Consider the following 26450-nt stretch of genomic DNA (forward strand, 5'->3'; position numbering starts at 1 on the left):
CGGGCCGACCGGGCCGACCGAGGCCCCGGCCGCACCCGCCGCCCCGCGCACACTGCGCGCCGCGCTGGCCCCCGTACGGCTGCGGCTGGCCGCCCTGGTCTGCGTCATGACCGGGAAGATCGCCGTCACCGTCGCCCTGCCCGCCCTGCTCGCGGCGGCGATCGGCGCGGTGCTGGACGGCACCGACGTCCGGGGTCCGGCCACGCTGCTGGCGGCGGTCCTGGCGCTCGGCGCACTCTTCGAGCTCGCCTCCGGCCCGCTCGCCGCCTCCGCCCAGGCCTCCGGCACCCGGCGGCTGCGGATGCTGACGGTCGGCCGGCTGCTCGCGCTCGGGCCGCGTTCCCCGCTCGCCGTCGGCGAGGCGGTGACCCAGGTGGTGCAGTCCGCGCCGCTGGCCGCCGGCCTGCCGGTCCGGGCGGCCGAGTCGGCGGTGTCGCTCGCCGGTTCGGTGGCCGGACTGGTCGCCCTCTGGTGGACGGACTGGCGCTGCGGGCTGACCTTCACCCTGGCGATGCCGCTGACGGTGCTGATCGCCCAGCGCTTCATGGGCGAGGCCGGCCGCGCCCAGGAGCACTACCTCACCGCCCAGGGCCGGCTCGCCGACGGGCTGGTGTCCGCCCTGGGGGGCGTGCGCACCATCCGGGCGTCCGGCACCCTCGCCGCCGAGACCGACCGCGTGCTCGGGCCGCTGCCCGGGCTCTCCGCCGCCGGACACACGATGTGGCGCACCGAACGGGACGTCGTCTGGCGCCTCGGCCTGCTGCTACCGCTCACCGAGGTCCTGGTGCTGGCGGTCGCGGGCCTCGCCGTCGCGGACGGCCGGCTGAGCCCGGCGGCCCTGCTGGCCGTCTCCGGGTACCTGCTGCTCGCCTCCGCCCTGGTCGACCAGATCGACGCGCTCCTCGCCATCGCCCAGTCCCGCGCCGGCGCCCGCCGCCTCGGCGAGGTGCTGCGCCACGAGCCGCCCGTCGGCGGCACCGGGGGCAGGACCCCCTCGGACGGCGCCGTCCGGCTGCGCGGGATCACCGTGCGCCGCGGCGAGGAGACGGTACTGGACCGGCTCGACCTCGACCTCCCGGCCGGCGCCGCGGTCGCCCTGGTCGGCCGCACCGGCGCCGGCAAGACCCTGCTCGCGAGCCTGCTCGGCCGGCTCGCCGACCCCGACGAGGGCGAGATCACCATCGGCGGCGTCCCGGTGCGCGAACTGGAGCTGACCCGGCTGCGCGGCCTCGTCGGGTACGCCTTCGAACGGCCCGAGCTGTACGGGCGGACCGTCCACGAGGCGATCACCGGCGGCCGACCCGGCCTCACCCGCGCGGACGTGGAACGCGCCGCCCGCGCCGCACACGCCGACGGGTTCGTCCGACGGCTCCCGGACGGCTACGACACCCCGCTGGCGCGGGTCCCGATGTCCGGCGGCGAACGCCAACGCCTCGGCCTGGCCCGGGCCCTGGTCAGCCCGGCGACGGTGCACGTCCTGGACGACGCGACCTCGGGCCTGGACACCGCCACCGAGGCCGAGGTCAGCCGCGCCGTCACCGAGCTGCTGGCCGGCCGCACCCGGCTGGTGGTCGCCCACCGGGCCGCCACCGCCGCCCGCTGCGACCTGGTCGCCTGGCTGGACGGCGGCCGGATCCGCGCCCTCGCGCCGCACGCCCGGCTCTGGGCCGACCCGGAGTACCGGGCGGTCTTCGGCGCCGAACCCCCGGGCCCGGAGCCGGCCGTCCCTGCCGTCCCCGCCGTCCCCGCCGTCCCGGCCGCCCCGACCCGCAAGGAGGACCGGTGCCCCGTCGAGCATCGATGACGGCCGGCCTCGGCCTGACCCCGCCCGCGGCCCGCCTGCTGACCGACGGACTGCGCGGCAGCGGCGGCCCGCTGCGTCGGATCGCGGGCTGGTCGGTCCTGGAGGCCGCGCCCGCGCTGGCCTCCGGCTGGGTCACGGCCGCCGCCCTCGACCAGGGCTTCCTGGCCGGCCGGCCGAACGTCGGCCTGGCCTGGATCGCCCTGCTGGCCGGGCTGTTCCTCGCCCGCGCCGCCGCCGAACGCGCCATGTTCACCTCGCTGGCCGAGGTGGTCGAACGGCTGCGGGACACCCTGGTGCGCCGCGTCGTGCACGGCGTCCTGCGGCGGGCCACCACCGCCGGGAGCGGTGGCGGCTCGGCGGCCGTGGCCGGACGGGGTGCCGGCTCGGCGGCCGTCGCCCAGCTGAACGGCCAGGTCGAGACGGTGCGCAGCCTCACCGGGACACTGCTGCGCACCGCCCGTCCGCTCGGGGTCTCGCTGCTGGCGGCCGTCCTCGGGCTGGCCGGGCTCAGCCCGCTGCTGGCCGCCCTGGTGCTGGTGCCGCTGGTCCCGGCGGTGGCCGTGTTCCTCTGGTCGATGCGCCGGCTGACGGCCCGTCGCCGGCTACTGGTGCTCGCCGAGGAGGCCGTCGCCGACCGGGCCGGGGCGGCGCTCGGCGCGGCCCGGGACATCACCGCGCTGGGCGCCGAACGGCACGCCGCCGACACCGTCGGGCGGGAGGCCGCCGAGGCGGCCCGGGCGATGGTCGCGGTCGGGCTGGCGGCCGCGGTCCGGGTGCCCGTCGTCCTGCTCGGCGGCTACCTGCCGCTGCTGCTCCTGCTGCTGGTCGGCCCCCGCCTGGTGGCGGGCGGGTCGGTGAGCGCCGGGGAGGTGGTCGGCGCGGCCACCTACGTGGCGGCCCATCTGCTGCCCGCGCTGCAGATGATGGCGGGCGCGGTGTCCGGGTACTGGAGCCAGCTGGGCGTGGTGCTCCACCGGCTGGCCGAGGCGGCCGCCGTACCCGAGGAACCGGCCGCCACCCCGGCCACTCAGGCCGCCGGGGCAGCCGGGGCCGGGCCGGCCGGGGGCCACCGTACGGACCTGGCGGTGCGGGACCTGGACTTCGCGTACGGCCCGCACGCCGAACCGGTGCTGCGCGGGCTCACCCTGGACGTCCCGGCCGGCGACCACCTCGCCGTCGTGGGCGCCAGCGGCATCGGCAAGTCCACCCTCGCGGGGCTGCTGGCCGGCCTGGTCACCCCGACCGCCGGCACGGTCACCCTCGGCGGGCGGCCGGTGACCGGGCTCGACGAGGCGCTGCGCTGCCGGCTGGTCGCCCTGGTGCCGCAGGAGGCGTACGTGTTCCCCGGCACCGTCGCCGAGAACCTCGGCTACCTCGCCCCGGACGCCACCCCGGCCGCGCTCGCGCGTTCCGCGGAGGCGGTCGGCCTGTCCGGGGTGATCGAGCGCCTGGGTGGCCTCGACGCCCGGCTGAGCGCCCCGGCGGCCGAACTGTCCAGCGGCGAACGCCAGCTGTTCGCGCTGGCCCGGGTGCACGCCTGCGCGGCCCCGGTGGTGATCCTCGACGAGGCGACCTGCCACCTGGACCCGGTCGCCGAGGCGCGGGCCGAGGCCGCCTTCGCCGACCGGGCCGGCACCCTGATCGTCATCGCGCACCGCATCGTGTCCGCCACCCGGGCCCGCCGGGTCCTGCTGCTCGACGGCGAGCGCACCGCCCTGGGCCACCACGGGGAACTCCTCACCCGGTCGCCGCAGTACGCCGAGCTCGTCGGCCACTGGCACGGCGGCGCGCCGGCCGGGCTGCCGACCGGGCTGCCGGTCTGAGCCGTCGTTCGGCCGAGGAGGGCCTCAGTCGGGCGCGGTCGCGTTGGACGTCCCGTCCGGGGTCGCGTCCGGGGTCGCGTCCGGGGTCGCGTCCGGTGCTCCCGTCCGTGTCGGCCGTCCGGGCCGGGCGGACGGGAGCCGGCGGGTGAACAGGAAACTCAGCGCCGTGATGCCGGTGCAGCCGAGCACGGCGGCCTTGAGCCCGGCGATCTGCGCGTCCTGGTAGTGCTGCACCAGCAGCTGCGCCTCCTCCGGCGGGATCTCCGGATGGCCGGCCAGCGCGGCGGCCACGTCGTCCGCCGGAACGAAGGAGAGGCCCGCCTCGACACGGATGCCGACCTGGTCGGCGACCGCCGCCGAGACCCGGGGATCGGAGGTGATCTTGCTGGTCACCGACCCGGCCAGGGCCCCGATCAGGATCGCGCCGATCAGCGCCGTCCCGAGCGAGGAGCCGAGGTTCTGGGCCGTGTACTGCAGGCCGCCGGCCTCGCTGCGGTCCTTCCCCTGCACGCTCGACTGCACCGCGTTGCCCAGCTGGGAGGCGAGCAGCCCCATGCCCAGGCCGAGCAGCGCCATCGAACCGGCGAAGGAGGCGCCCTCCAGCTCCGGCCCGATCGCGCCGATCAGCCAGAGCGTGGCGACCAGCAGCACCAGCAGCCCCACCCGGACGATGGCCCGCGGCGAGGCGATCCGCAGCAGCGGCGTCCCGCACATCGAGGCGACCAGCATGGTCACCGACACCGGCAGCAGCCGCAGCCCGGTCTCGAAGGCGTCCAGCCCCTGGACGACCTGGAGGTAGAGCGGGATCACGAAGAACAGGCCCAGCAGCACCGTGTTCTGGTTGAACAGCGTGGCCAGCCCCGAACGCAGCGGCCCGATCCGGAACAGTCCCAGCGACACCAGCGGGTCCAGGCCGCGCTCCTCCCGGTGCCGCTCGTACGCGTAGAAGACGTACAGCACCAGGCCGCCGAACGCGACGACGAACAGCGTCGGCGCGAAACCCAGCACGGTGAACGGCGGGTTGCGCGGCGCGACCCAGCCCCAGGTGCCGCTCTGCAGCACGGCGAGCACCACCAGGGCCAGGCCCGCCGCGGAGAGCACGGCGCCCAGCACGTCCAGCTTCGGCGGGTGCTCCACCGGCGGCTGCGGCGGCACCCACCGCATCAGCAGCAGGATCGCCACCACCAGCACCACCTCGCCGGCGAACACCAGCCGCCAGGTCAGATAGGTGGTCACCCAGCCGCCCAGCAGCGGACCGACCGCGATCCCCGCGCCGGCCAGACCGCCGACCACCCCGTACGCCACCGCACGGTCCCGGCCGGTGTACGAGCCCGCCACCAGCGCCGCCAGCGCGGGCAGCACCAGCGCCGCGCCCAGCCCCTCGATCACCGACCAGCCGAGCGCCAGCACCCCGACGGTGGGCGCGACCGCGGTCAGGCCGGAACCGACCGCGTACACGGCCAGGCCCACGACGAACGTGCGGCGCCGCCCGTACATGTCGCCGATCTTGCCGCCGGTCAGCATGAAGGCCGCCATCACCAGGGTGTACAGGGTGATGACGGCCTGGATGGCGGTGACCTCGGTGTCGAAGTCCTCGACCAGTTGGCTGATGGAGACGTTCATGACCGACGCGTCGAGCACCATCAGGAACTGGGCGGTCCCGAGCACGATCAGGACCTTCCAGCGGTTCATCGAACCTCCGTCTCTTCCGGGTACGTCTCTTCCGGGTACCGGGTCAGCCGTTGAGGATGTGCGCCTTCTGGGCGGCGAACTCCTCCTCGGTGAGGATGCCCTGCTGCTTGAGCGTGGCGAGTTCCTTGAGCTGGTCGAGCTTGTTCTCCATCGGCACGGGGGCCGCGGCGGGCGGCGGCGGGGCGGCCTGCGGGGGCGCCTGCGCCGGGGGCGGCGGCTGCTCGGCCTCCTCCTGGCGGGCCCAGCGGCCGGCCTGGCGGCGGGAGACACGGTTGGAGACGGCGGTGGCCGTACCGGCGACGACGGCGGTACGGGCCATGCCGCGAATCAGTCCGGGCATGGGTTCCTGCCTAGGGGGTGATGGTGATGGTGATGGTGGTTGCGGGTGTGGAAGTCGGGTGGTGCACGGCTGTCGGGTGGTGGGCGAGGTCTCAGGCGGGCGACTGCTCCGGGTCCAGGCCCTCCAGTGCCTCCAGCGCCTCGATGAGGTCCTGGACGGGCACCCGTCCGCCCGCGATCATGCGGCCACCGGCCCGGCGCAGCGCCGCGGCCAGCGGCTTGGCCCAGAGGTTCTCGTACAGCAGGATCGCGGCCGAGTCACCGGGTTCGAGCAGGCCGCCGGCGTCGGAGAGGTCCTCGTTGCCGATCAGCCCGGAGGAGACGCCCTCGAAGACGGTGAGGTCGAGTTCCCCGTCGCCGTTGACGTCGGCCAGTTCGAGACCGGCCACGGTGCCGTCCTCGCCCTTGGTGATGAACGTCAGGTCGAGGATGCGGATGATGTTGCGGTCGACCAGGTCGAGCAGCAGGGGCATGCCCTCGCCGGTCAGCCTGCTGCCGGGGAAGGAGATGACCAGGTAGTCGATGGGGCCCGGTTCGTCGAGTCCACCGGGGTCACTGGGTTCGTTGCTCACGGGAACTCCTGGGGGTACGGCCGACCCGGTCACGTCGCCGTACTGCGGCACCGGGGGCGGGGGCAGGGGAGGCCGCGCCGCGCGGAACGGGCGGCGAACCGGACTCCTGTGTTCTCCCCTACCAAGCTCCCCCCTCGATCCGCGCCTGTCCACTCGTCCCCGGGGCGCCCTTGGGCCATCCGTGTGACGGGCCGGGGACGCGACGGTGCTCGGGGGCGGTCGGGCGTGCTCGGGTGGTCGGGCGTGGTTGGGCGGGGGTGGTCGGGCGTGGTCGGGCGTGGTCGGGCCGGGGTGCTCAGGGGAGCCGGGCCGGGCCGGTGCGGGAGCGGAAGGTGCGGCGGTAGGTGTCCGGGGGCACGCCGACCGTGCGGTTGAAGTGCCGGCGCAGGGTGGTGGCGGTGCCCATACCGGTGGCCGTGGCGATGGACTCGACGCTGTCGTCGGTGGTCTCCAGCAGCTCCTGGGCGTGCCGGATCCGCTGGGTGTGCAGCCACTGCAGCGGGGTGGTGCCGGTGACGGACCGGAAGTGGCGGCCCAGGTTGCGCGAGCTCATCCGGACCCGGCGGGCCAGGTCCTCCACGGTCAGTGGGTGGTCGAGCCGCTCCAGCACCCAGGGGAACAGGTCGGCGAGCGGGTGGTTGCCGGGCTCCGGCACCGGAGTGGTGACGAACTGGGCCTGTCCGCCGTCCCGGTGCGGCGGGACGACCAGCCGGCGGGCGACCACGTTGGCGGTGGCCGCGCCGCGGTCGAGGCGGACCAGGTGCAGGCACAGGTCCATGGCGGCGGCCTTGCCGGCGGAGGTGAGCACGCCGGTGTCGTCCACGTAGAGGACGTCCGGGTCCACCACCACCCGCGGGTGGCGGGCGGCCAGTTCCTCGGTGTGGGCCCAGTGCGTGGTCGCGCGCCGCCCGTCCAGCAGACCGGCGGCGGCCAGCACGAACGCCCCCGTGCACAGCGAGGCCACCCGCGCGCCCGCCGCGTGGGCGGCGCGCACCGCCTCGACCAGCTCTGCGGGCGGCTCCCGGTCGACATCGGCCCAGCCGGGGACGATCACGGTGTCGGCCCGCGTCAGGTGGTCGAGCCCGTGGTCGGGCTCCAACGTGAACCGGCCGACCCGTACCGCGCCGGGCCCGCAGACCGCCAGGTCGTACCAGGGGCCGGCCACCCCGGCCGGGGCGGAACCGAAGACCTCGTACGCCAGCGACAGTTCGAAGTGCAGCATCCCGTCGGTGACGGCCAGCGCGACTGAGTTCACGTCCGGAATTGTACGGACGCCGTCGTTCCGGACACTCACGGTGGGGTGTGGATCGCGGGCAGGATCGGTGATGTCAGCGAACGGATGGTGACTGACGGACGACAGATGACAAATGACAGATAACCGATATCTGTCAGCAGCTTTCGGCCGACGGATGACAGCCGACAAGGGACGACCGGCAGATCACAGCTGGCGGCTGACGGCTGACGATCGACGGATCACGACCGACAGATCACAGCCAACGAATCACGGATCACAGATCACGGATGACAGAAAACAGATTCTGTCATCCGAATCCCGCCCGACAAACACCACCCACCACCCGACAGACACCGACAACCGTTCACAACCGGGGGAGACACCCATGACGCCCGCACCCACCGCCACCATCGTCGTCTACGGCGCGTACGGCCACACCGGCCGCTTCGTCGTGGACGAGCTCCGCGAGCGCGGTTACACCCCCGCGCTCTCCGGCCGCGACGCCGCCCGACTGGAGGAGCTGGCAGCCTTCCACCCCGACGCCCTCGTCCGCCCGGCGTCGGTCGACGACCCGGCCGCCCTCGACCGCGCGCTCGCCGGCGCCGCCGCCGTGATCAACTGCGCCGGCCCCTTCGCCACCACCGCCGCCCCCGTGATCGAGGCGGCCCTGCGCGCCGGCATCCCCTACGTGGACGTGGCCGCCGAGATCGAGGCCAACCTCGACACCTTCGCCCGCTTCGCCGACCGGGCCCGCGCCGAGGGTGCGGTGATCGTCCCGGCGATGGCCTTCTACGGCGGCCTCGGCGACCTGCTGGCCACCGCCGCGATGGACGGCTGGACGGCGGCCGACGAGGCGCACGTGGCGTACGGGCTGAACGGCTGGCACCCCACCCCCGGCACCCGCGCCGCCGGCGTGATCTCCCGGGAGCGGCGCGGCAACCGGCGACTGCGCTACGTGAACGGGCAGTTGGAGCACCGCGAGGACGCCCCGCCGACCCTGGAGTGGGCCTTCCCCGAGCCGATGGGCCCGCGGGCCGTCATCGGGGAGTTCACCATGGCCGACGTCGTGACCCTCCCCAGCCACCTGGCCGTCCCCGACGTGCACACCTACATGACCGTCGAGGCCGCCCGCGAGGTCACGGCCCCGGACTCCCCCACCCCGGCCGCCACCGACGAGCACGGGCGCTCGGCGCAGACCTTCCTGGTGGACGTCCGCGTCCGCGCCGGCGGCGAGGAGCGCCGCGCCGTGGCGACCGGCCGGGACATCTACGCCGTCACCGCGCCGCTCGCCGTGGAGGCGGTCGAGCGCATCCTCACCGGCCGTACCAGGACCACCGGCGTCGTCTCGGCCGGCGAACTCTTCGACGCGCCCGACTTCCTGAGCGCGCTGTCCCCCCACCTCACCGTCGACCTCGGCCACTGACCCACCGCGCCGGAGCCCCGACGCCGCGCCGGCCCTCCGAACCCCGGACCCCGGAACCCCGAACCCCCGGCTCACTCCTCCCCCGGCGCCCGGTCGGGCCCGCGGTACGGCAGCGTCTGGCTGTACACCACGCTGGTGGTCGTACTGCCGAAGCCGGCCAACTCGTCCATCAGCGTCTCCAGGTGGGCCATCGAGGTCGCGGCCACCTTCAGCGTGTAGCAGTCGTCGCCGGTGGTGCGCAGGCACTCCAGGATCTCCCGGCGCCCGTCGAGCAGCCGGCGCAGCGGTTGGTGGTGGTTGCCCGGGTACTTCAGCCGGACCACGGCGAGCACCGGGTAGCCGACCTTGGCCAGGTCGATCACCGCGTGGTAGCCGGTGATGACGCCCAGCGCCTCCAGTTGCCGGACGCGTTCCGTGGTGGCGGAGGGGCTGAGTTTCACCCGCCGGCCCAGTTCGCTGAGGGAGATCCGCGCCTCCCGTTGCAGTTGGTCAATGATCGCCCAGTCGACGCCGTCGAGATTCACGGCCATGCGGCGATATTACCGACAGATCAACGGCGCCAGGGCGCCATCCCCGGGAGAAGTCCGTTCCGCCGGACGTGATCCCCGGGATAGCCTCGGATCATGCAATTAGGCGTCAACGTACCGAACTTCGGGCCCGGCACCGACCCCGGGGTGCTGCACGAATGGGCGCGGGTGGTGGAAGGCCTGGGCTTCGACCTGCTCATGGTGTCGGACCACGTGGCCGTCACCCCGGACGTGGCCGAGCGGTACCCCGAGCCGTTCTACGAACCGTTCACCACGCTGTCGTGGCTGGCTGGCGTCACCACCAGGGTGCGGCTGGGCACGACCGTCCTCGTGCTGCCGTACCGCCACCCGCTGCTGGTGGCCCGGATGGCGGGCGACCTCGACCGCCTCAGCGGCGGCCGGCTGGTGCTCGGGGTCGGCGTCGGCTGGGCCCGGCAGGAGTTCGAGGCGCTCGGTGTGCCGTTCACCGCCCGCGGCCGGCTGGCCGACGAGCACCTTGCGGCTCTGCGCGATGCCTGGCGCACCGGGGTGGACGGCGGCCCCACGCCAATCCCGCTCTGGGTCGGCGGCAACAGCGAGGCCGCGATCCGGCGGGCCGTCCGGTTCGGCGACGCCTGGTACCCGCTCCGGCCCGGCCTGTCCGACCTGCGCTCGGCCGTGGCGAACCACCGGCTCCCGGGCCTCGCGCCCCGCATCAGCCTGCAGCTGACCACCACACCGGTCACCGGACCCGACCGGCCCGCCGGCGTCGGCAGCCTCGACCAGGTCCTCGACGACCTCGATCAGCTGGACCGGCTCGGCGCCCACACCGTCGTGCTCGACCCGTACCGGGGCGACCCCGAGGAGACCCGTCGACCACACGCCGCCTGGCAGGCCCTCACCACCGTCGCGACCCACCGGAGGACCCCCGCATGATCACCGCCGCCGACGAATCCCTCCTGCGCCGCGCGATCGCCATCGCCGCCCACGCCGTCATCCTCGGCGACGCCCCGTACGGCTCCCTGCTGGCCGCCCCGGACGGGACCGTCCTCGCCGAGGCCCACAACACCGTCCGACGGGACGACGACATCACCGCCCACCCCGAACTCAAGCTCGCCCGCTGGGCCGCTCGCGAACTCGACCCCGCGACCGCCGCCCGTACCACCCTCTACACCAGCTGCCAGCCCTGCGGCATGTGCGCCGGCACCATCCTCCGCTCCGGCCTCGGCCGCGTCGTCCACGCCCTCTCCACCGAACAACTCGTCGCCCTCAACCCCGAGTCCGGCGCCTGGCCGACCCCCGCCCAGGACGGTCCGGCCCTCTACGACGAGGCCCGCACCCCCATCGCGACCTACTACCACCGCTGACCCCGGCCCCGTCCAGAACACCACACCACCTTCCCAGGCTCATCAGAAGACGCCAAAGGCAGCCAAGCGGGCTTCCAAGCTGCCATCAAAGCGGGCAAGTTGGCCCTTACTGACTTCGGCGTTTCAGGGTGATGGTGGTGGCAGGTCCAGTGAGAGGCCGGTCCCGGCGAGGAAGCCGTCGAGGATGTCGGGGCGGTACTGGAGCCGTTTGAGCCGGTTGCGGACGAGGGCTTCGAGACGGTCGACGGCGACCGAGGAGAGGTTGGCCAGGCTGTGCTTGACGTGCGCCCAGAGCCACTCCACGGGGTTCAGGTCCGGCGCGTAGGCGGGCAGGATGTATACGGTCAGCCAGTTCCTGGCAGCGACCAACTCGCGCATCACGTGGGAGACATGGGTGTTCAGCCGATCCCAGACCAGCACGATCGGCGCCTTCACCAGATGGTGGATGCCGTCGATCAGGCCGATGTAGTCGCGCTCGGACAGGCTCCGCCGCTCGCCCTTGCGACCGGTGTGGCGCCGGATGCGGTGGGACAGCCTGGTCCGGGAGCCCGGCCGCACGGCGATCAGCCCAGCGACCGAGACACGTCCGGAGCGGCTGCCGGAGACCCTCACGACCGGGGTGATGCCCCGCCGTCCCCAGGTGCGTCCACGGGGCGGCCTGCGCGTGAAGCCTGCCTCGTCTTCGAAGCAGACCCACCCGTCGCAGTCCGCCCGGGCTCTTTTACCTCCGCCCAGGTCACCTCCGTCCACGTGGTGACGGCCTGCTCGTCACGTTCCGCGGCCCGCCTCGCGGGCATCTGCGGAGTGAAGCCGAGCCTGTGCATCAGCCGTGTAGCGCCCGAGACGCTGTACGAGACGTGGAACTTCCGCCCGATCAGCGTGGCCACCCGCGAAGCGGTCCACACCTGGTCCTCCACCCAGCCGTGCGCGGCCGGGCCCTGGTCCAGATACGCGGCGAGCTTCTCCAGGCAGCGCGGGGACAGGCGGCACCGCGACCCACCCGGGCCACGTGACGCCAGCGCCTCGACCCCGCCCTCTCGCCACAACTGGTGCCATTGGTAAGCCGACTTCCCACTCACCCGCAGGCGCCGGGCCACCTCCAGCAGCTCGGCCGCCTGCATCCGCACCGTCTCCTGGCGCAGCCGTCCTGAAGCGGTCAGCCCGCCCCCATCCGCGTATCTCACACACCATCGGATACAGCCACCACACCGAGCTCGTCAGGCAAACCGGGACAGTTCACCCTGGCGCGCCGAAGTCAGTAGCCCGCCCCAGACGGATGACTCACGCCCTTTCGCCGAGAGGCTAGCCAAGTCCGATCGAGGACTCTGGCCGCCGGAACATAAGCAATCAACTCCCAACTATGGAGAGCCATCACAGCTGCCTCCACTTCCCTCTCCCGCAAGCCACGTGGAGGGCTCTCTGCCTCGCCGTCCTGACATCGATCAACCGCACGGTCCACATCAAGCGCTTCTGGGGTCAATGCCTGGAACCCAGGGGCCAGCCTTCGCGCGACGCGCCCGCGACGGTTCAGCCGTGGCGTTCCGTCAGCTGTCGCGACGAGCATCTACGTGAAGCCGCCATGGGCGGCCATGGGCCCACGGACGCCTGCTCACGCCCCTGCCACTGTTTCACCGACGCGAGTTCGCCACTTCAGGCGACCCACGCAGCGAACCCGCTCGCACCACAGGCGCCACCCAGGCTGCCGCGCCGGATAACCGATTGCAAACACTCGATAAAATCCGACCAGGGGGTCGCATTCACTGGATTCGGGGTGGATGATGATATCAGGCTTAATCTCCCCTTGGGGGTGAGGTCATGGGGATATTGCATCACCGAGAAGATTTAGCCGGAAAATCTTCAGATGGAAATTCTGGAGATGCCAAATCATCGCCTGGCGATAAGTTTATTTTCTTGCGTCACAGATCAGCCTGGCGCGCCCACGCATTCGCACGTATCGACTACCTGAGATCGCAACTCGAGTTTGAGAAGTGCCGCGATCAGGATTGCCCCGAAGTTGCGCTAATAAATGGGGCAAACGGACTGCTTTCGGAAGCCGAGAGAGCCCTCAGGAGTATTTGGCCGTGGTCATCTGCCTCCGGCTGGGCAACCGAACGGGCGTGGGCAAATATTCACGCCGCAGAAGTGACACTCATGCAGCTCGCCGATGACTCCAGCATCGCGAGCCGCGGACTCCATTTGAGTGCCCTGCTTCCGTACGTCGAGCCCGAAAATGGCCAACGGCGGCGAGTTGCAAAACTATGCCGCAGGATAATGTCTGGCGAGAATCTGAGCCCACAGGATCGCCAGGTGATGCTCAGCTCCCTCAGGGAAGCTTACCGGAATCGAGATAAAGAATTTGCGCGAATGAGGAACATTCGAAATGCACTCTTCATTTCGACCGTCCTCACCTCCCTAATGCTGGCGGCTCTGACGATCATCCTGTACCTCGAACTTATTCCTGCCTTAAACCTCTGCTTTACGGGACCCGACGGAGATATCTGCGCCTCCAGCCATAACTTCTCGACACACTCTGCAGCCACCGATGTCCTGCTAATTGAAATATCTGGCGTATTGGGTGCGGCAATTACTGCAATCGCATCACTGCATAGCATTCGGCCAACTAGTGCACCATATAGAATCCAGCTCGCCTCGGCCACTCTAAAGATCCCGGCAGGGGCACTTTCTGCACTGGTCGGAATCATGCTCATACGAGGTGAATTTGTGCCCGGATTGACCGATCTGGACACCCCCCCTCAAATACTCGCCTGGGCCGTAACCTTCGGCGCCGCCCAGCATCTCGTCACTCGCATTGTTGATGCACGAGCGAGGGAGACCCTCCCCGCTTCCGAGAGAGAGGAGCGTCGGCATCTCAACAGGCGCGAGCGAGGTTAAGGCGCCATCGGAACTTTTACCATTGTCGACTAGCCTGGCCTGCGGTTAAATCATGACGCCGCCCCCGAACCTCCAGTTACAATTCGCACGACCGGGCCAACGTCAACGCATGGTTGACGACCAGCGGGCTGGTTAGCGGGCGGCGCAGTACCCCGCCGCTGACCAGTCGGCACTTGATCAGGAGCCACCGACATCTCAGCCCCCTACGAGGTTCTCCACGAGAGCGCCGTCAGCCGACGGGCTAACACTTTCAAGGAGGAGCTGGCCACCGCACCACGGCCGCGGTCCAGCGTTGCACGGACGCCAGCCTCACCCCGTCACCGACGCCGCCAACGGTCGCCATCGACTTTCGCACCCCGATGGACGGCGCCGTCTCGCTGCGTCTCAACCAGTCCGACACCGACTGGCCCCCTCTGGAGGATCAGGTGGACCGCGTCCTGACCAAACTCGTGACGACCGACTAACCCGCGCCACCGGCCCCCTGGTGCGACCGGCCGCCGGACGCCACAATGCGCCCATGCGGAAACGGCTCCCCCTCGGCCCGCCCCGGCTCGGCCTGCGGGCTCGCCGCCCGCCCGGGCTCGGCCCGTACGCGGTCGGCCTGCTGGTGATCGCCGCGGCGGCCGGGTGCGGTGGACCGCCCGAAGGCCCCGCCCCCACGGCACCCGTCGCCGCGGCACCGTCGACACCGGCCACCTTCGACCCGCTGGCGGACTGCGTCCTGAGCATCACGCCGTGGCTGCAGACGTACGTCGACGGCGGTACGGATCTCGGCGACTACCAGGAGATGGGCCTCTCCAGCGCCCAGGGCGGAGCGCTGCGCGAACTCCAGCGGCAGGCCAAGGCCCTCAGGGCGCAGGGCCCGCTGCCCTCGGGCTGGGTCGCCACCGAGGTCCGGCGGGCCTGCGAGGCGATCCTCGCCGCCCGGGCCGGCCAGACCAGCAGACCGACGGGCTGGCCCTGAGCACTCCCCGCCGCTACCCGAGGTCCACCGGCCGGCCCTGAGGGCTCCCCGCCGCTACCCGATGTACGGCGCCGGATCGTCGAGGAACCCGCGGTCCAGCCGCAGCCGGGTCGTGGGCGCGATGTCCAGCCGCCCGAGCTCCGACCGCGACACCCACCGCACCTCCAGGGACTCCGAGCTCGCCCGTAGTTCCCCGCCCACCGGCCGCGCCCGCAGCGTCAGCGAGAACTCCTGCCGCACCTCGCCGTCCGGGTACGCGATCACATGGCCCGGGTCGCTGTAGACCCCGACCAGGCCCACCACCCGCACCCGGATCCCGGTCTCCTCCTCGACCTCCCGCACGGCCGCCCCGGAGACGCTCTCCCCGATCTCCTGCACCCCGCCAGGCATCCCCCACCGCCCGTTGTCGGAGCGCCGTTCCAGCAGTACCTCGCCGCGCCCGTTCACCACGAACACGGTCACGGCCGGCACGATCCGCTGCGCCACCGGCGCCTGCGGATCGTCGAAGTAGTCCCGTCGCCCCACGCCCGCCCCTTCCTCCGCTCCGCCTCGACGGGAGGGAGGCTATCCGGCGTGCGCGTACGCCTCCGCCGACGGCTGCCGCGGCGCGCCGTGGAACACCTGCCGCACGTGCCACTGCCGGTGCCGCTCCGCCACCGGCGCCAGCCCGGGCTGCGGCCCGATCACCGGCCGCCCGGCGAGCGCGAGCACGTACTGCCGGCTGGCCTCGCTGCGGCCGACGAAGCGTTGGGAGACGAGGATCCGGCGGTCCTCCCCCAGGCCCAGCACCCCCTTGTCGAACAGTTTGTGGTGCAGCGAGCAGAGGCACAGGCCGTTGTCGACCTCGTCCGGCCCGTCGTGCGACCACCAGCGCACGTGCGCCGCCTCCAGCCCCACCGCGCTCGCCCCGAGCGCGCCGTCGTAGCCGCAGAACGCGCACTGGAACTCGTAGGCGGTGAGTATGAGTTCACGCATCCGCCGGTCGCGCTGCCGCCGCGTGGCGCCGTCCTCGGCGGGTGCCACGGCGGTCCCGGCCGCGGCCGGGTCGAGGCCGACCGCCTCGCACAGGTCGACGTGCAGGGACGCCGGGAAGTGGGTGTCCAGCAGCACCCGCACCAACCGCCCCAGCAGCGCCGGTTCCTCGGCGAGCGCCTCCCGCAGCCCGCCGGCCAGTCGCCCGGTGGCGCCGCTCGACCGCAGCACGCCCACCCCGCTGCCGGGACTCCCCGGCCCCAGGTCGGTCCTGACCTCCCACACGCCGTCACTGACCAGGTGGTGGAACGGGTACGCCGGCGTCGTCGGATGCGACGGCCCGTACTCCACGAGCAGCCGCTTCAGCTCCTCCTCCACCACGCTGTACCGCAACTCGCCCTCGGCGTCCCGCTGGTAGCTCCCGAGCGCGTACAGCAGCAACAGCGGCTTGTGCGGAGCCCGCATCTCCCGGCTCGTCCACCGCCGCAACCCCGCCACCCGCTCCACCCACTCCACGCCGGCCACCCTAGCCCCGACCCCCGACAACGGGCCGAGCCGCCGACCTCACCCCACCGCCCGGAAGGCCCCGGCGATCTCCGCCCGCGTCCGGCCCTGCGCGAGCAGGACGTGGAGCAACAGGCGGGCCTTGTACGGGTCGAGGTGGCCGGCGGGGATCAGGCCGCGGCCGAGAAGGTCCTGCTCGGAGCCGGGGAAGGCGTAAGTGGCTTCCAGGACGGGCCCGTTGCCGATCCGGCTGGCGAGGATGACGGGGATCCGGGCGGCGGCCCGCTCCAGGGTTGCCACGAAGTGCCACGGGACGTGCCCGGCCCCGAAGGCGGCGAGGACGAGGCCGTCGCACGCCCCGGCCATCGCCGCGAGGAGGGTGCCGTCGTCGCCGAGCGTCGCGGTGTAGAGGCCGACCCGCGGACCCGGCCCGACCGGCGGGCCGGGGAAGGTCGTACGAGGGGCCGGCGGGTGGTGGAGGCGGACCCGGTTCTCGTCGAGGCGCCCCAGCGGTCCGCTCGCCGGTGAGGCGAACGCGGCCGGCGAGGTGGTGTGGGTCTTGCGTACCGTACGGGCCGCGTGGATCTCGTCGCCGAGAACCACCACCGCCCCCGCGCCGCTCAGGGCCGGGTCGGCGGCGGCGATGACGGCGGCGTGGAGGTTCGCCGGACCGTCCGCGCCCGGCAGGGTGGGATTGCGCATCGCACCGGTGACGACGATCGGCCGGTCGCCCGGATGCAGCAGGTCGAGGAGGAAGGCGGTCTCCTCGATGGTGTCGGTGCCCTGGGTGATCACCACCCCGTCGCAGCCGTCCCGGAACGCGCCGGCGACGGCGGAGGCGAGCGCGCCGAGGTCGTCGAACCCGAGCGAGGCGCCGGGCAGACGCCGGAAGTCGTGGACCCGGAGGTCGACGTCCAGGGTCCGCAGGGCCGGGACGGCGTCGAGCAACTCCTGCGCCGACAGGGCGGGTACGACGCCGCCGGTGGCCGGATCGGTGGTCATGGCGATGGTCCCGCCGAGGGAGAACACCGCGACCGTCCGCCTGCTCGATCCGCCCACCGTCATCGACCCCTTCGCCGCCTTCTCCCAGCAGTGCGACCGCACCCCGGGCAATCTACCCTCGCCACCCGTACCCCCCGACTTCCTCCGCCCCCCTCTCCCTCCCCCCTCTCCACGACACGCGGGCAGGAACGTCCCTGCGGCCCGTCCCGCCCAGGCCGCGCTGCAATGGCCGGGCGTAGCCGACCGTCGAAGGGGTTGTCAGGTGGAAGCGAGGACCACGCGGTCCGGTCCGGTCCAGGTGCTGGACGTCTCGGGGCCCGCCTACCGTCGCGCGTTCGAGCTGTTCCTCGCCGGTACGGACGAGAAACCGCTCACCCATGCCCGGCTGGACGAGGTCGTCGCCGGGCTGGAGCACCGCCGGGTGCTGCTCGACGTGGGGGCCGGCGAGGGCCGCACCACCGCGTTCCTGGGGCGGCACTTCGAGCGCACGGTGGCGGTGGAACCCAGCGCGGCGATGCGCGAGAAGCTGGGCGCGGCCTGCCCCGGGGCCCTCGTCCTGCCCGAGCCGATCGACCGGGCGCAGCCGCCCGAGCCGGCCGACCTGGTGCACCTCTCCCACGTGCTGTACTACGTGCCGCCCGGGGACTGGCTGAGCACGGTCCGCCGGGTGCTGGGCTGGGCGGCGCCGGGCGGCACGCTGCTGGTGGTCCTGCAGAACCCGGAGAGCCCGTGCATGCGGATGGCCGCGCACTTCACCGGTGTCCGCTACGACCTGCGGCCGTTGCTGGACGCGCTGCGCGCACGCGAGCCCGACCACGCGTACGCGCTGGAGACGCTCGACCTGCGGTACCGGACGGACGACCTGGACGAGGCGGTGGACGTCGCCGAGTTCATGGTCAACGTGGCCGAGCTGGCCACCATGGACCCGCTGCCGGACCGCGGCGACCTGGCCGCGTACGTCCGGCGGCACTTCACCCGCCCGGACGGCGGCTACGCGATCGGCCACACCCAGGACATGCTGACGGTCCGTCGCAGCCCCACCACTGTGTGACGCCACCGGATCTGACGCCCGGCCCGGTGTCGGGTCCGGGTCAAATTCCAGTGCGCTCCGGAGGGTGCCCGGCGTAGGGTTCGCCGCCATGGATCTTTCTACGCCGGGCACGGCCCGGATCGACGGCCGGACGCTGGCGGCGGCCTCGACCACCGTGGTGCTCTGGGCCTCCGCGTTCGTCTCGATCCGCAGCACCGGACCGCACTTCGGGCCCGGGGCCATGGCGCTCGGCCGACTGCTGGTGGGCTCGGTGGCGCTGCTGGCACTGCTGCTCTACCGAAGGGAAGGGCTGCCCCCGCGCTCGGCGTGGCCCGGGATAGCCGGCTCCGGCGTGCTCTGGTTCGGGCTGTACATGGTCGCCCTGAACTGGGGCGAGCAGCAGGTCGACGCGGGCACCGCGGCCATGCTGGTCGGCATCGGGCCGGTGCTGATCGCCCTGCTGGGCGGCTGGCTGCTGGACGAGGGCTTCCCGTCCAAGCTGCTGGCCGGGATGGCGGTCTCGCTGTCCGGGGCGGTCGTGGTGGGCCTCTCCATGTCGGGCGGGGGCGGCAGCTCCCTGCTCGGCATCGCCCTGTGCCTGCTCTCCGCCGTGGCGTACGCGGGCGGCGTGGTGATCCAGAAGCCGGCGCTGCGGACCGCGTCCCCGCTCCAGGCGACCACCTTCGGCTGCCTGATCGGCGCGGCCGCCTGTCTGCCGTTCACCCCGCAGCTGATCTCCGACGTGTCGTCCGCCCCGCTCTCCGCGACCCTCAACGTGGTCTACCTCGGCCTGTTCCCGACCGCCCTGGCGTTCACCACCTGGGCGTACGCGATCTCCCGCACCACTGCCGGCCGCATGGGCGCCACCACCTACTCGGTCCCGGCGCTGGTCGTCCTGATGGCCTGGGTCCTCCTCGGCGAGACCCCCGCCCTCCTCACCCTCCTCGGCGGCGCCCTCTGCCTCGCCGGCGTCGCCGTCTCCCGCCGCACCTGAACCCGGCCACCCACAGCGAAGGGACCGTGACCGATGGCCGGATCACCCACGGCACCGCTCGTCGAACGAGTGGACCGGACCACCCTGCTCTCCCTCGCGGCCGACGTCCGCGCCGTCTACGCCGGGGCCTTCGGCCGACCCCCGTGGAACGAACCCGCCCACCTGGCCGACGACTACGTGGACCGCCTGCGCCGGGACGTCGACCGTCCGGGGTTCACCGCGGCCGTCGCCCGTCGCCCCGACGGCCGCCTCGCCGGCTTCGCCACGGCCTGGACCACCCCGGACCCCTTCCCCACCGAGGGCTCCTACCGCCACGCCCGCGAAGGCCTCGGCGACCACCGCGTCCACCAGCTGCTCGGCGGGGCCCTGAAGATCGACGAACTCGCCGTCCACCCCGACCACGCCGGCCAGGGCCTCGGCACCGCCCTGCTGAACGCCACGACCGAGGCGGCGCCCGACGGCCGCAGCTGGCTCTTCACCGTGGCCGCCGACGGCGGCCCCCTCCCCTTCTACCTCCGCCACGGCTGGACCCCCATCACCCACCCGGCCCCCACCGCCGCCGGCCTCCTCGTCATGCTGGGCCCCCACCACCCGGGGGCACCCCTCACCCCGAACGTACTTTCAACGGCGTGACCGGCAGGGCGGGCGCGTCCCGCCAGGCACCGGCGTAGCCGTGGACGTGGCCGAAGCGGGTGCCGGTCTGCCAGTCGGTGCGGGCCTGGGTGATCTCGTCGTTGGTGCGGCCGATGAAGTTCCACCACACACCACGATTCCGCCTATTCGTCCCAGGTCGATCCCGAAGGAAGCGCGAGCGTGGTATGCGCTTCCTCCAGGACACGTCGGGTCTCATCGCCTACCAAAGGCCCATCCAGCCCCTTCCTCGGTCGCTCTTGAGCTCGACCTGGCTACCACGAAGTGACCTACCGGCACATTTCCAGCGAAATATGACGGACGGTCACTCCGAGGTCATGATGAGCGACCAACGCGGAGCCGCTCCCGCCTGAACATGGCACGGCCATGCCGCCATTCAGGACGAGTGCTTCGCGTGCCGAGAGCTTCCGGCCCCAGTCCGGAAGCAGGAGAGGAGTGATGGTGGACGACGACCTCCTGATCGCCGTCGAGGAGTTGGGCGCGGTGCACGACCGGTACGACAGTCTCCGGTCGGACAACGCCGGCTCCAGCGGCGATGCTCCGTGGCCGGGAGGCGACGGGAATCTGCACGAGAGCGAGTGAGTGAGCCGGCCGGTGGGCGAGCCCGTGGTCGGGCGCCCACCGGCCGGTCCGGTGTGGTGATCGAGTTCAGGGGAGGTTCGGGTGGAGCACGAGTTGATCAGGGCCGTGGAGTCGGCTCTGGGTTGGACGGGGCCGGAGCGGATCGGTGAGCAGTTCGCCCGGGGACACACGGGGGCGGGGGACCTTCCGGGGCGGCTGCTCACCCCGCACCGGCTGCTCGATCTGGTGATGCGGCGCAGCCTGGCCCGGCCGCAGTTCCGGGTGTTCCAGCGTGGCGTGGAGGTCCATCCGGCGGTCTACTTCACGGACAGTGTCAGCCCCCGGGGCCAGAGCATCTCCATGGTCAACATGAACGCCCTGGGTCGACTGCTCGACGAGGGTGCGACGGTGATCCTCGACCAGGCGAACGTCGCGGATCCGACGCTGGAGGTGGCGTGCCGGGCGTTGCAGTGGTGGAGCCGGGAACGGGTCCAGGTGAACGTCTACTGGACCACCGGCGAGGCGGAGGGGTTCCCGCTGCACTGGGACGACCACGATGTGATCGTGGTCCAGCTGGCGGGCGAGAAGGGCTGGGAGGTCCGTGGTACCTCCCGCACCGCGCCGATGTACCGGGACGCCGATCCGAACTCCACGCCGAGCGAGGACGTGATCTGGTCGGGGCTGCTTCGTGCCGGCGAGGCGATGCACATCCCGCGCGGCCACTGGCACCGGGCGACCCGTGTCGGTCACGGGGACGCCGGTCACTCGCTGCACGTCACGTTCGGCATCACCAAACGCACGGGGGCCAGCTGGATGGCCTGGCTCGGCGACTGGTGCCGCGAGAAGGAGGTCTTCCGGCACGATCTCGACCGTGCTCCGGGTGCCGACGCCGGCCGGTTGCTCGCCGCCGCTCGGGAACTGCTGGAGTCGCGGCCTCCGGTCGCGTTCCTCGGCGACTACGAGCGGACCGCCGGCCCGGCACGGCAGGTGCCGCACCTGAGCGTACTCGGGCCGCTCTCCGGCACGGTCTGCACGACGAACTTCCGCCCGGAGATCCGCTCGGGTGCCAGTGCGGTGACGGTTACCGCGGCCGGCCTGCGCCTCAGCTTCGCCGCAAAGGCGGAACCCGCGCTGCGACTGCTGCTCAGCGGGCACCCCGTGGTCCTGGCGGAAGCCGAGGCCGCTGTCGGCACCGAGGTGCATGCGGTGGCCGACCTGCTGGTGAAGGAGGGCTTGTGCGCGCCGCTGACCGACGAGTTGTACTCGGGCTACACCGGTCTCGTCACCAACGCCACATCCTGACGGCAGCGTTGGATCACGGTGTGACCGCGGTCGACACCGCGTTCAACTATCTGGGCTTCGGCTCTCACACGACGCTCGCCGAGGTCGGCGGGGACCTGCTGCCGAGCCTCACGGTCTCCACCAAGGTCGGCTATTTCCCCGCCTCGGGTGGCCGAGCCCGTCACAGCCTCGATCCGGAGGATCTTCACGCTGCGGTGATGAGGACCAACCGTGAGCTGGGCCGTGTGCCGGACGTCGTGTTCCTGCACAACCCGGAAGCCTCGCTCGCGACCGGGGGACGGGGAGGGGAGCAGTTGGCCGCCGCCTGCGGCGTGCTGGCCGAGGCCGCAGTGGCCGGGTGGTGCGGGGCGTGGGGCATCGCGTCATGGAACCCCCACGCCGTGGCCGCGGTTGCCGGCTCACTTCCGGTCGCTCCGGAGGTCCTGATGATCCGGTCCGGGCTGCTCGTCGGCCACGAGGTCCTGACGACCGGCGAGACCCTCGCGCGGAGGTGGGATGTGCCGCCCGAACGCCGTTGGGGCATGAGTCCGTTCGGCGGGGATCTCGTCAAACCGCCCTGGCGCAGGAGCGATCCACGTCTCTTCCTGATGGATGCCACTGGCGAGTCGACACCGGTGCAGGCGGCTTTCCGAGTCGCGTTCGAGCTGCCGTCGGTGGGCGCGGTCGCCGTCGGCACCGACCTGCCGGATCACCTACGCGAGCTGGTCGACGCCACCGAGCTGGCGGCCGACACCGAGCTCATCGACAGGTATCGGCGTCTTCTGGCTGAGAGGGCCGCCCGTCACACCTGCTGAAGCAGGCTGATCAACTGCTCGGCCTCGACTCGGGCCGGTGGCACCCGGGGGTCGTCCGGGTGGGCGTGCGGCCCGGCGATCTTCGCCAGCACGAAAAGGCGCATCACCATTCCGTCCCGGCTCTCGAGGTCTGCCCGGCGCTCGCGTCGAACGCGGTCCGCGAGCGCCGGGACGGCGAGGGAGGCGGCCAGCAGTGACGCGGAGTCGAGGCCGCGCGGTGCCATCCCCCAGTCCTCCCAGTCGAACAGGCAGAACTCGGGGACGGTGACGTTCGCCCAGTTCAGATCTGCGTGCGCCGGACACCATGAGACCACCTGGGTGTTCATCGCCTGCGGGAAGGCGGTTCTGATCACGTGGTCGACCAGCCGCTGGGTGATCAGCTCGGTGTCCGGTGTCGCCACCCTGACCGTGGACTGGACGGCAAGCGCGTCCAGGGAGTCGTTCAAGGCCTCCCACCAGCCGGCCGGAAGCCCGGGGTCATCCGCGAGGACGGCCCTGCCAACCGGACTGCCTGGAAGGACGGACGTCTCGTCCGCCCGCCAGATCGCCCCGTCGCCCGAGTCCTGCCACGCAACCGAGCCCAACCAGCGAGGCATCGCCACACCGGTCACAGCGGCTGCGGTTTCGGTGCCGCCCCAGCCCTGCTCTCGTGCCCGCGACCACGGGCGACGCTCGATGCGGACCCAGGTGTCCCGGTCGGTGCGCGCTCCGATCGACCGGCGTTTGCGGACGATGCCGGTCCGGTCGAGTGCCACACCCAGGCGCTGCTCGACCCGTTCGAGGACGTGGTCGGCCGGCTCCTTCCGGAGGTCCATCGAGCGACCATCTGCTACGGAGAGCGTCATGGTGGTGACGGTAGCAGGCCGACGCGAGGCGGCATCGCGGTCCACGCTGCGGCCGATTATCTTCGGTGGGCCGCGAGTTCTGCGATGGCGCGGAGCACCGCCTGCGGGTCGCGCAAGCTGTCGAGGACGCGGTCCGCCCCGGCTTCGGCGAGCTGGTCGGCCGACGTGGTACCGGAGGCAACAGCGATCACGCCGGCTCCCCCCTCCGCCCCGGTCCGCACGTCTTCGAGCGAATCCCCGATGATGACCGTGCTCGACCGGTCGAAGGGCGTCCCGTAGCGGGCTGCGGCGCGGCACTGGGCCACATCCACCAGGGCCGGGCGGTGGGAGTCGTCGGAGGCGAAACCGCCAAGGGTCAGATCGACGTACCGATCCAGGCCGAAGGCGCGGAGCTTGATCTCGGCGCTCTGTTGCAGATTGCCGGTGACCACCGTGGGCACGAGGTCTGGGTGGGCATCTACTGCTGCGAGCGCGGCGGTGGCACCGGGCATGAGCCGGCCGTCGGAGCGTAGTTGCTCGGTCCTGGCGGCAAGGAGCTCGGGCAGCAGCGCGACGATCTGCCCGGCGAACGGCTCGGTGTCCCGGCGGTCGACGTCGTTGGCCGCAAGCAGCTCCCGTACGGCCAGGGGCATCGTGCGGCCGGTGCCCCGCTCTGGGAGCTTCGTCGCGTCGCGGCCGACGACCTCGCGGAACGCCTCACGATAGACGGCGCGGTCGGTCTCACCGACGTACACCAGGGTGCGGTCGATGTCCCACAGAACGAGCACGGTGCCGGTCACGGTCACGACTCCTTGGCCGTCATCACTTGTCGTGCTCGTTCTATCAGCTCATCCGACCGCTGGTCGGGGATGGCTCGGAGGTGCTCCACGGTCTGAACCAGGTGCTCGTTCAGCCTGGCCGACCGGACGCTCGCCGCGAGGGTGAGCGCGGCGTCTACGGCTGTGAAGCCTCCGTCCCGGTCCCCGGCGAGAAGGTGTGCGGAGGCCGCCCGCGAGGCGAAGAGCGCCCGTGTCCGAAGATCGGTTGGGTTCAGGGTGGAGGCGGCCTGCTCGAAATGTTCTGCAGCAGTCCTGTGCTCGCCGAGTTGGAGGTGGCAACTCGCGGTCTGGCCGAGGATCTCCCCGCGATTCATCCAGTAGAGCCAGCCCGGATCATGCTCGGCCTGGCCGAGCTGGGCCAGCTCGGCAGCCCGCCCGAGTGTGCGCAGACATGCCTGGCGTTCCCTGAGTTTGGCGTGCCCGCGTGCTTGGCGGGTCAGGAGCATGGCCTCCAGCTGCGAGGAGCCGAGGGTACGGACCTTATCCCTGGCGGCCTGCATCGCGGTCACGGCGTCCCGAGGGTTGCCGACCGAGTAACTCTGGATGGCCAGATAGGACAGAGTGCCGGCGCCGTAGCGGGGATCGCCGGAGGCATGGGCGGCCCGTAACGCCGCCAAAAGGGCTCGTTGGGCCAGCTCGTGGTGCCCGGCGTCGAAGTGGAACCACCCGAGCTGGGTGGCGGTGTCGGCGGCGATACCGGCCAAGCGCCGTCCGGTCTCCTCGTTGTAACCGGCCGACTTCAACGTCTCATAGAGGAGGTTGAGATGGGCGCGTGCCAGGCTGACGACCATGCCGCTGCCGGAACTCGCGTCCATGGTGCGCAGGCTGTCGATCGTCCCCTGGAAACTCTCGACGAGCCCCGGTGTCACCTGCGCACCGCCGAGTGCACGTTCGAGGGGTTCGGCCGCGGCGATCCCCCACTGATGGAAGTAGGTAGAGAGAGCGGTCCCGGCGAGGAGCAGGAATCGGCGGCGGTTCGGACGCATGGCGGCGGGCTCCCCTCGCATCGCGTCGTGCAGTGCCGCCACCATACGGCGTGCCGTCCACGGCCCGGCCGTGCCGTCATGAGCCGGGAGTGAACTGCCGTCTCCCTTCGGGACAGGTGGGGTGGCAATCACGCGTAGCGGAAACCTCACCAGGTCGGCCGGGGCGCCTACGGAGTCAAGGTACTCGACGATCCGGTCGATGTGGGTCAGCTGCACCCGTCCCGCCTCCAGCCGGGACAGGTAGCCCTGCGTCAGACCGGTGATCCCGGCCAGATCGTCCTGGCGAAGCGGAACGATCTCCCGCAGGCGTTTGCTCAGCCTGCCGAAGTCCAGCTCGGCGACGCTGTCACGCACCATCACGTCGCGCCACACCCATGCCGGAACGGCCTCGGGGGTCGATTCGGCAACCGTACGCGCGCAAGGACCGCACACGCTGCCGCTGTCGTTGTACCGGCTGAGTGTGCATCCGCAGCGTTCACACCGCCGTGCTCCCACGGGCGCCCCTCCCGTCCGCAGGAGGCTGCCGGCCTCCCGCAGGCGACCGCCCGTGGTCATATTTCAATGTGAATATGACCAGACGCATGGTCGCCGTTGAACACTCTCAGACACCTTACAGCGACAGGAAGTTACCCAGGATGGAAACCGATCCCGTTCATTGGCGGGACCAGGAAGCCTGATCACCGTACGCCCCCGAGGCATACTTCACCAGGTCAGCGCACCCGCCCCCGGGCCTTCAGGGGGGTGGCCGGGAGGGTGGGGGCGTCGAGGCGGGGGCCGGCGTAGCCGTGGACCTCGCCGAACCTCGAACCCTGCTCCCAGTCGGTGCGGGCCTGGGCGATCTCCTCGCCGGTACGGCCGATGAAGTTCCACCACATGACGAGCTTCTCCTCGAAGGGTTCGCCGCCGAGCAGCAGGACCGAGGCGTCCGTCCGTGCCCGCAGGGGCAGCTCGGGGCGACCGGTGCCGAGGTAGAGCATGGAGCCGGGTTCGACGGGGACGCCGTCGACGTCGAGGCTGCCGGAGATGGCCAGCACCGCGTACTCGAAGTCCCGTTCCAGCGGCAGCTTGAGTTCGGTGCCTTCGGTGAGGGCGAGGTCGGCGCCGGTGAGGGGGGTGTACGTCGACCCCGGGGAGCGGGTGCCGGCGAGGTCGCCGAGGATGACGGTGGCGTGCAGGCCGGGGGCGGTGACGGTGGGCAGCTCGGCGTGGTGCTCGAAGGCCGGCTCGCGGTGCCGCTGGGCGTCGGGGAGGGCGACCCACAGCTGGGCGCCGTGCAGGTAGCGGGCGTGCGGGCGCGGGGACTCCTCGGAGTGCGAGATCGCCCGGCCCGAGGTCATCAGGCCCAGCTCGTACGGGCGCACGGTCTGCAGGCTGC

Annotated in this window: 27 protein-coding genes; 13 read left to right on the top strand and 14 right to left on the bottom strand. The window is 72.0% G+C overall.

Annotation, left to right across the window (positions count from 1 at the left end):
• Positions 1-1804: ABC transporter ATP-binding protein (locus tag ACWEQL_RS27615; protein ID WP_452153026.1), on the top strand; the 1804-nt coding region annotated here is incomplete at its 5' end.
• Entirely contained in the window at positions 1783-3627 is a 1845-nt protein-coding gene (locus tag ACWEQL_RS27620; RefSeq protein WP_452153027.1) for an ATP-binding cassette domain-containing protein, read from the top strand. The genes ACWEQL_RS27615 and ACWEQL_RS27620, both read left to right, overlap by 22 nt.
• A 24-nt stretch (positions 3628-3651) precedes the next feature.
• Here the strand turns inward: ACWEQL_RS27620 and ACWEQL_RS27625 are convergent, their stop codons facing one another.
• From ACWEQL_RS27625 to ACWEQL_RS27640, 4 genes are all read right to left on the bottom strand, one after another.
• Entirely contained in the window at positions 3652-5319 is a 1668-nt protein-coding gene (locus ACWEQL_RS27625) for an MFS transporter (protein WP_452153028.1), read from the bottom strand.
• Between the two features lie 43 nt (positions 5320-5362).
• Positions 5363-5659, bottom strand: a complete 297-nt coding sequence (locus ACWEQL_RS27630; protein WP_452153029.1) for an SHOCT domain-containing protein — start codon at positions 5657-5659, stop codon at positions 5363-5365.
• Positions 5660-5750: 91 nt separating this feature from the next.
• Complete coding sequence (locus ACWEQL_RS27635; RefSeq protein WP_452153030.1) at positions 5751-6230, bottom strand: DUF6325 family protein; 480 nt, start codon at positions 6228-6230, stop codon at positions 5751-5753.
• A gap of 295 nt (positions 6231-6525) precedes the next feature.
• The gene (locus ACWEQL_RS27640; RefSeq protein ID WP_452153031.1) at positions 6526-7485 is read right to left on the bottom strand and encodes a helix-turn-helix domain-containing protein; all 960 of its coding nucleotides are present in this window, start codon (positions 7483-7485) and stop codon (positions 6526-6528) included.
• A gap of 364 nt (positions 7486-7849) precedes the next feature.
• Between ACWEQL_RS27640 and ACWEQL_RS27645 the strand changes: the two genes are divergently transcribed.
• Entirely contained in the window at positions 7850-8887 is a 1038-nt protein-coding gene (locus ACWEQL_RS27645; RefSeq protein ID WP_452153032.1) for a saccharopine dehydrogenase family protein, read from the top strand.
• Positions 8888-8958: 71 nt separating this feature from the next.
• Here the strand turns inward: ACWEQL_RS27645 and ACWEQL_RS27650 are convergent, their stop codons facing one another.
• Positions 8959-9417: an Lrp/AsnC family transcriptional regulator gene (locus ACWEQL_RS27650; RefSeq protein WP_452153033.1), complete on the bottom strand. Its 459-nt coding sequence runs from the start codon at positions 9415-9417 to the stop codon at positions 8959-8961.
• Between the two features lie 93 nt (positions 9418-9510).
• Here ACWEQL_RS27650 and ACWEQL_RS27655 point away from each other — a divergent pair, with 93 nt between their 5' ends.
• Complete coding sequence (locus ACWEQL_RS27655; protein ID WP_452153034.1) at positions 9511-10329, top strand: LLM class flavin-dependent oxidoreductase; 819 nt, start codon at positions 9511-9513, stop codon at positions 10327-10329.
• Positions 10326-10760: a nucleoside deaminase gene (locus tag ACWEQL_RS27660; RefSeq protein ID WP_452153035.1), complete on the top strand. Its 435-nt coding sequence runs from the start codon at positions 10326-10328 to the stop codon at positions 10758-10760. The genes ACWEQL_RS27655 and ACWEQL_RS27660 overlap by 4 nt, the downstream gene beginning before the upstream one ends.
• Before the next feature lie 123 nt (positions 10761-10883).
• On the opposite strand, the gene ACWEQL_RS27665 is transcribed toward ACWEQL_RS27660, so the two are convergent.
• A protein-coding gene (locus ACWEQL_RS27665) for an IS630 family transposase (protein ID WP_452153036.1) occupies positions 10884-11944 on the bottom strand; the annotation gives its coding sequence in 2 pieces (ribosomal slippage) (positions 10884-11479 and positions 11479-11944; 1062 coding nt in all).
• A 631-nt stretch (positions 11945-12575) separates the two neighbouring features.
• On the opposite strand from ACWEQL_RS27665, the gene ACWEQL_RS27670 reads away from it, so the two are divergent.
• Entirely contained in the window at positions 12576-13652 is a 1077-nt protein-coding gene (locus ACWEQL_RS27670; protein WP_452153037.1) for a hypothetical protein, read from the top strand.
• Positions 13653-14169: 517 nt separating this feature from the next.
• Positions 14170-14616, top strand: a complete 447-nt coding sequence (locus tag ACWEQL_RS27675; protein ID WP_452153038.1) for a hypothetical protein — start codon at positions 14170-14172, stop codon at positions 14614-14616.
• A gap of 54 nt (positions 14617-14670) precedes the next feature.
• Here the strand turns inward: ACWEQL_RS27675 and ACWEQL_RS27680 are convergent, their stop codons facing one another.
• The 3 genes from ACWEQL_RS27680 to ACWEQL_RS27690 are packed head-to-tail and all read right to left on the bottom strand — an operon-like array spanning position 14671 to position 17157.
• Positions 14671-15141 (bottom strand): NUDIX domain-containing protein, encoded by a 471-nt coding sequence (locus ACWEQL_RS27680; RefSeq protein WP_452153039.1) that lies wholly within the window; start codon positions 15139-15141, stop codon positions 14671-14673.
• Between the two features lie 39 nt (positions 15142-15180).
• Positions 15181-16104, bottom strand: coding sequence for a phosphorothioated DNA-binding restriction endonuclease (locus ACWEQL_RS27685; RefSeq protein WP_452153040.1), 924 nt, complete (start codon positions 16102-16104; stop codon positions 15181-15183).
• A gap of 48 nt (positions 16105-16152) precedes the next feature.
• Positions 16153-17157, bottom strand: a complete 1005-nt coding sequence (locus ACWEQL_RS27690) for an asparaginase (protein WP_452153051.1) — start codon at positions 17155-17157, stop codon at positions 16153-16155.
• 199 nt (positions 17158-17356) lie between these two features.
• Here ACWEQL_RS27690 and ACWEQL_RS27695 point away from each other — a divergent pair, with 199 nt between their 5' ends.
• From ACWEQL_RS27695 to ACWEQL_RS27705, 3 genes are all read left to right on the top strand, one after another.
• Positions 17357-18145, top strand: coding sequence for a class I SAM-dependent methyltransferase (locus ACWEQL_RS27695; RefSeq protein ID WP_452153041.1), 789 nt, complete (start codon positions 17357-17359; stop codon positions 18143-18145).
• An 88-nt stretch (positions 18146-18233) separates the two neighbouring features.
• Positions 18234-19118 (top strand): DMT family transporter, encoded by an 885-nt coding sequence (locus tag ACWEQL_RS27700; protein WP_452153042.1) that lies wholly within the window; start codon positions 18234-18236, stop codon positions 19116-19118.
• Between the two features lie 33 nt (positions 19119-19151).
• On the top strand, positions 19152-19751 hold the full coding sequence (locus tag ACWEQL_RS27705; protein ID WP_452153043.1) for a GNAT family N-acetyltransferase: 600 nt from the start codon (positions 19152-19154) through the stop codon (positions 19749-19751).
• On the opposite strand, the gene ACWEQL_RS27710 is transcribed toward ACWEQL_RS27705, so the two are convergent.
• Positions 19723-19881 (bottom strand): hypothetical protein, encoded by a 159-nt coding sequence (locus ACWEQL_RS27710; protein ID WP_452153044.1) that lies wholly within the window; start codon positions 19879-19881, stop codon positions 19723-19725. The two genes, ACWEQL_RS27705 and ACWEQL_RS27710, sit on opposite strands and share 29 nt — an antisense overlap.
• Positions 19882-20207: 326 nt before the next feature.
• Here ACWEQL_RS27710 and ACWEQL_RS27715 point away from each other — a divergent pair, with 326 nt between their 5' ends.
• The 3 genes from ACWEQL_RS27715 (at position 20208) to ACWEQL_RS27725 (ending at position 22426) form a co-directional block, all read left to right on the top strand.
• Positions 20208-20351 (top strand): hypothetical protein, encoded by a 144-nt coding sequence (locus ACWEQL_RS27715; protein WP_452153045.1) that lies wholly within the window; start codon positions 20208-20210, stop codon positions 20349-20351.
• A gap of 81 nt (positions 20352-20432) precedes the next feature.
• Entirely contained in the window at positions 20433-21632 is a 1200-nt protein-coding gene (locus ACWEQL_RS27720) for a JmjC domain-containing protein (RefSeq protein WP_452153046.1), read from the top strand.
• 20 nt (positions 21633-21652) lie between these two features.
• Entirely contained in the window at positions 21653-22426 is a 774-nt protein-coding gene (locus ACWEQL_RS27725; RefSeq protein WP_452153047.1) for an aldo/keto reductase, read from the top strand.
• Here ACWEQL_RS27725 and ACWEQL_RS27730 read toward each other — a convergent pair.
• The 4 genes from ACWEQL_RS27730 to ACWEQL_RS27745 form a co-directional block, all read right to left on the bottom strand.
• Entirely contained in the window at positions 22414-23271 is an 858-nt protein-coding gene (locus ACWEQL_RS27730; protein WP_452153048.1) for a hypothetical protein, read from the bottom strand. The genes ACWEQL_RS27725 and ACWEQL_RS27730 overlap by 13 nt on opposite strands.
• A gap of 56 nt (positions 23272-23327) precedes the next feature.
• A complete protein-coding gene (locus ACWEQL_RS27735) occupies positions 23328-24050 on the bottom strand; it encodes an HAD family hydrolase (protein ID WP_452153049.1) in 723 nt (240 codons plus the stop codon).
• A 2-nt stretch (positions 24051-24052) separates the two neighbouring features.
• Entirely contained in the window at positions 24053-25432 is a 1380-nt protein-coding gene (locus ACWEQL_RS27740; protein WP_452153052.1) for a helix-turn-helix domain-containing protein, read from the bottom strand.
• A gap of 353 nt (positions 25433-25785) precedes the next feature.
• Positions 25786-26450: pirin family protein (locus ACWEQL_RS27745; protein ID WP_452153050.1), on the bottom strand; the 665-nt coding region annotated here is incomplete at its 5' end.

Source organism: Kitasatospora sp. NPDC004240, assembly GCF_053603215.1.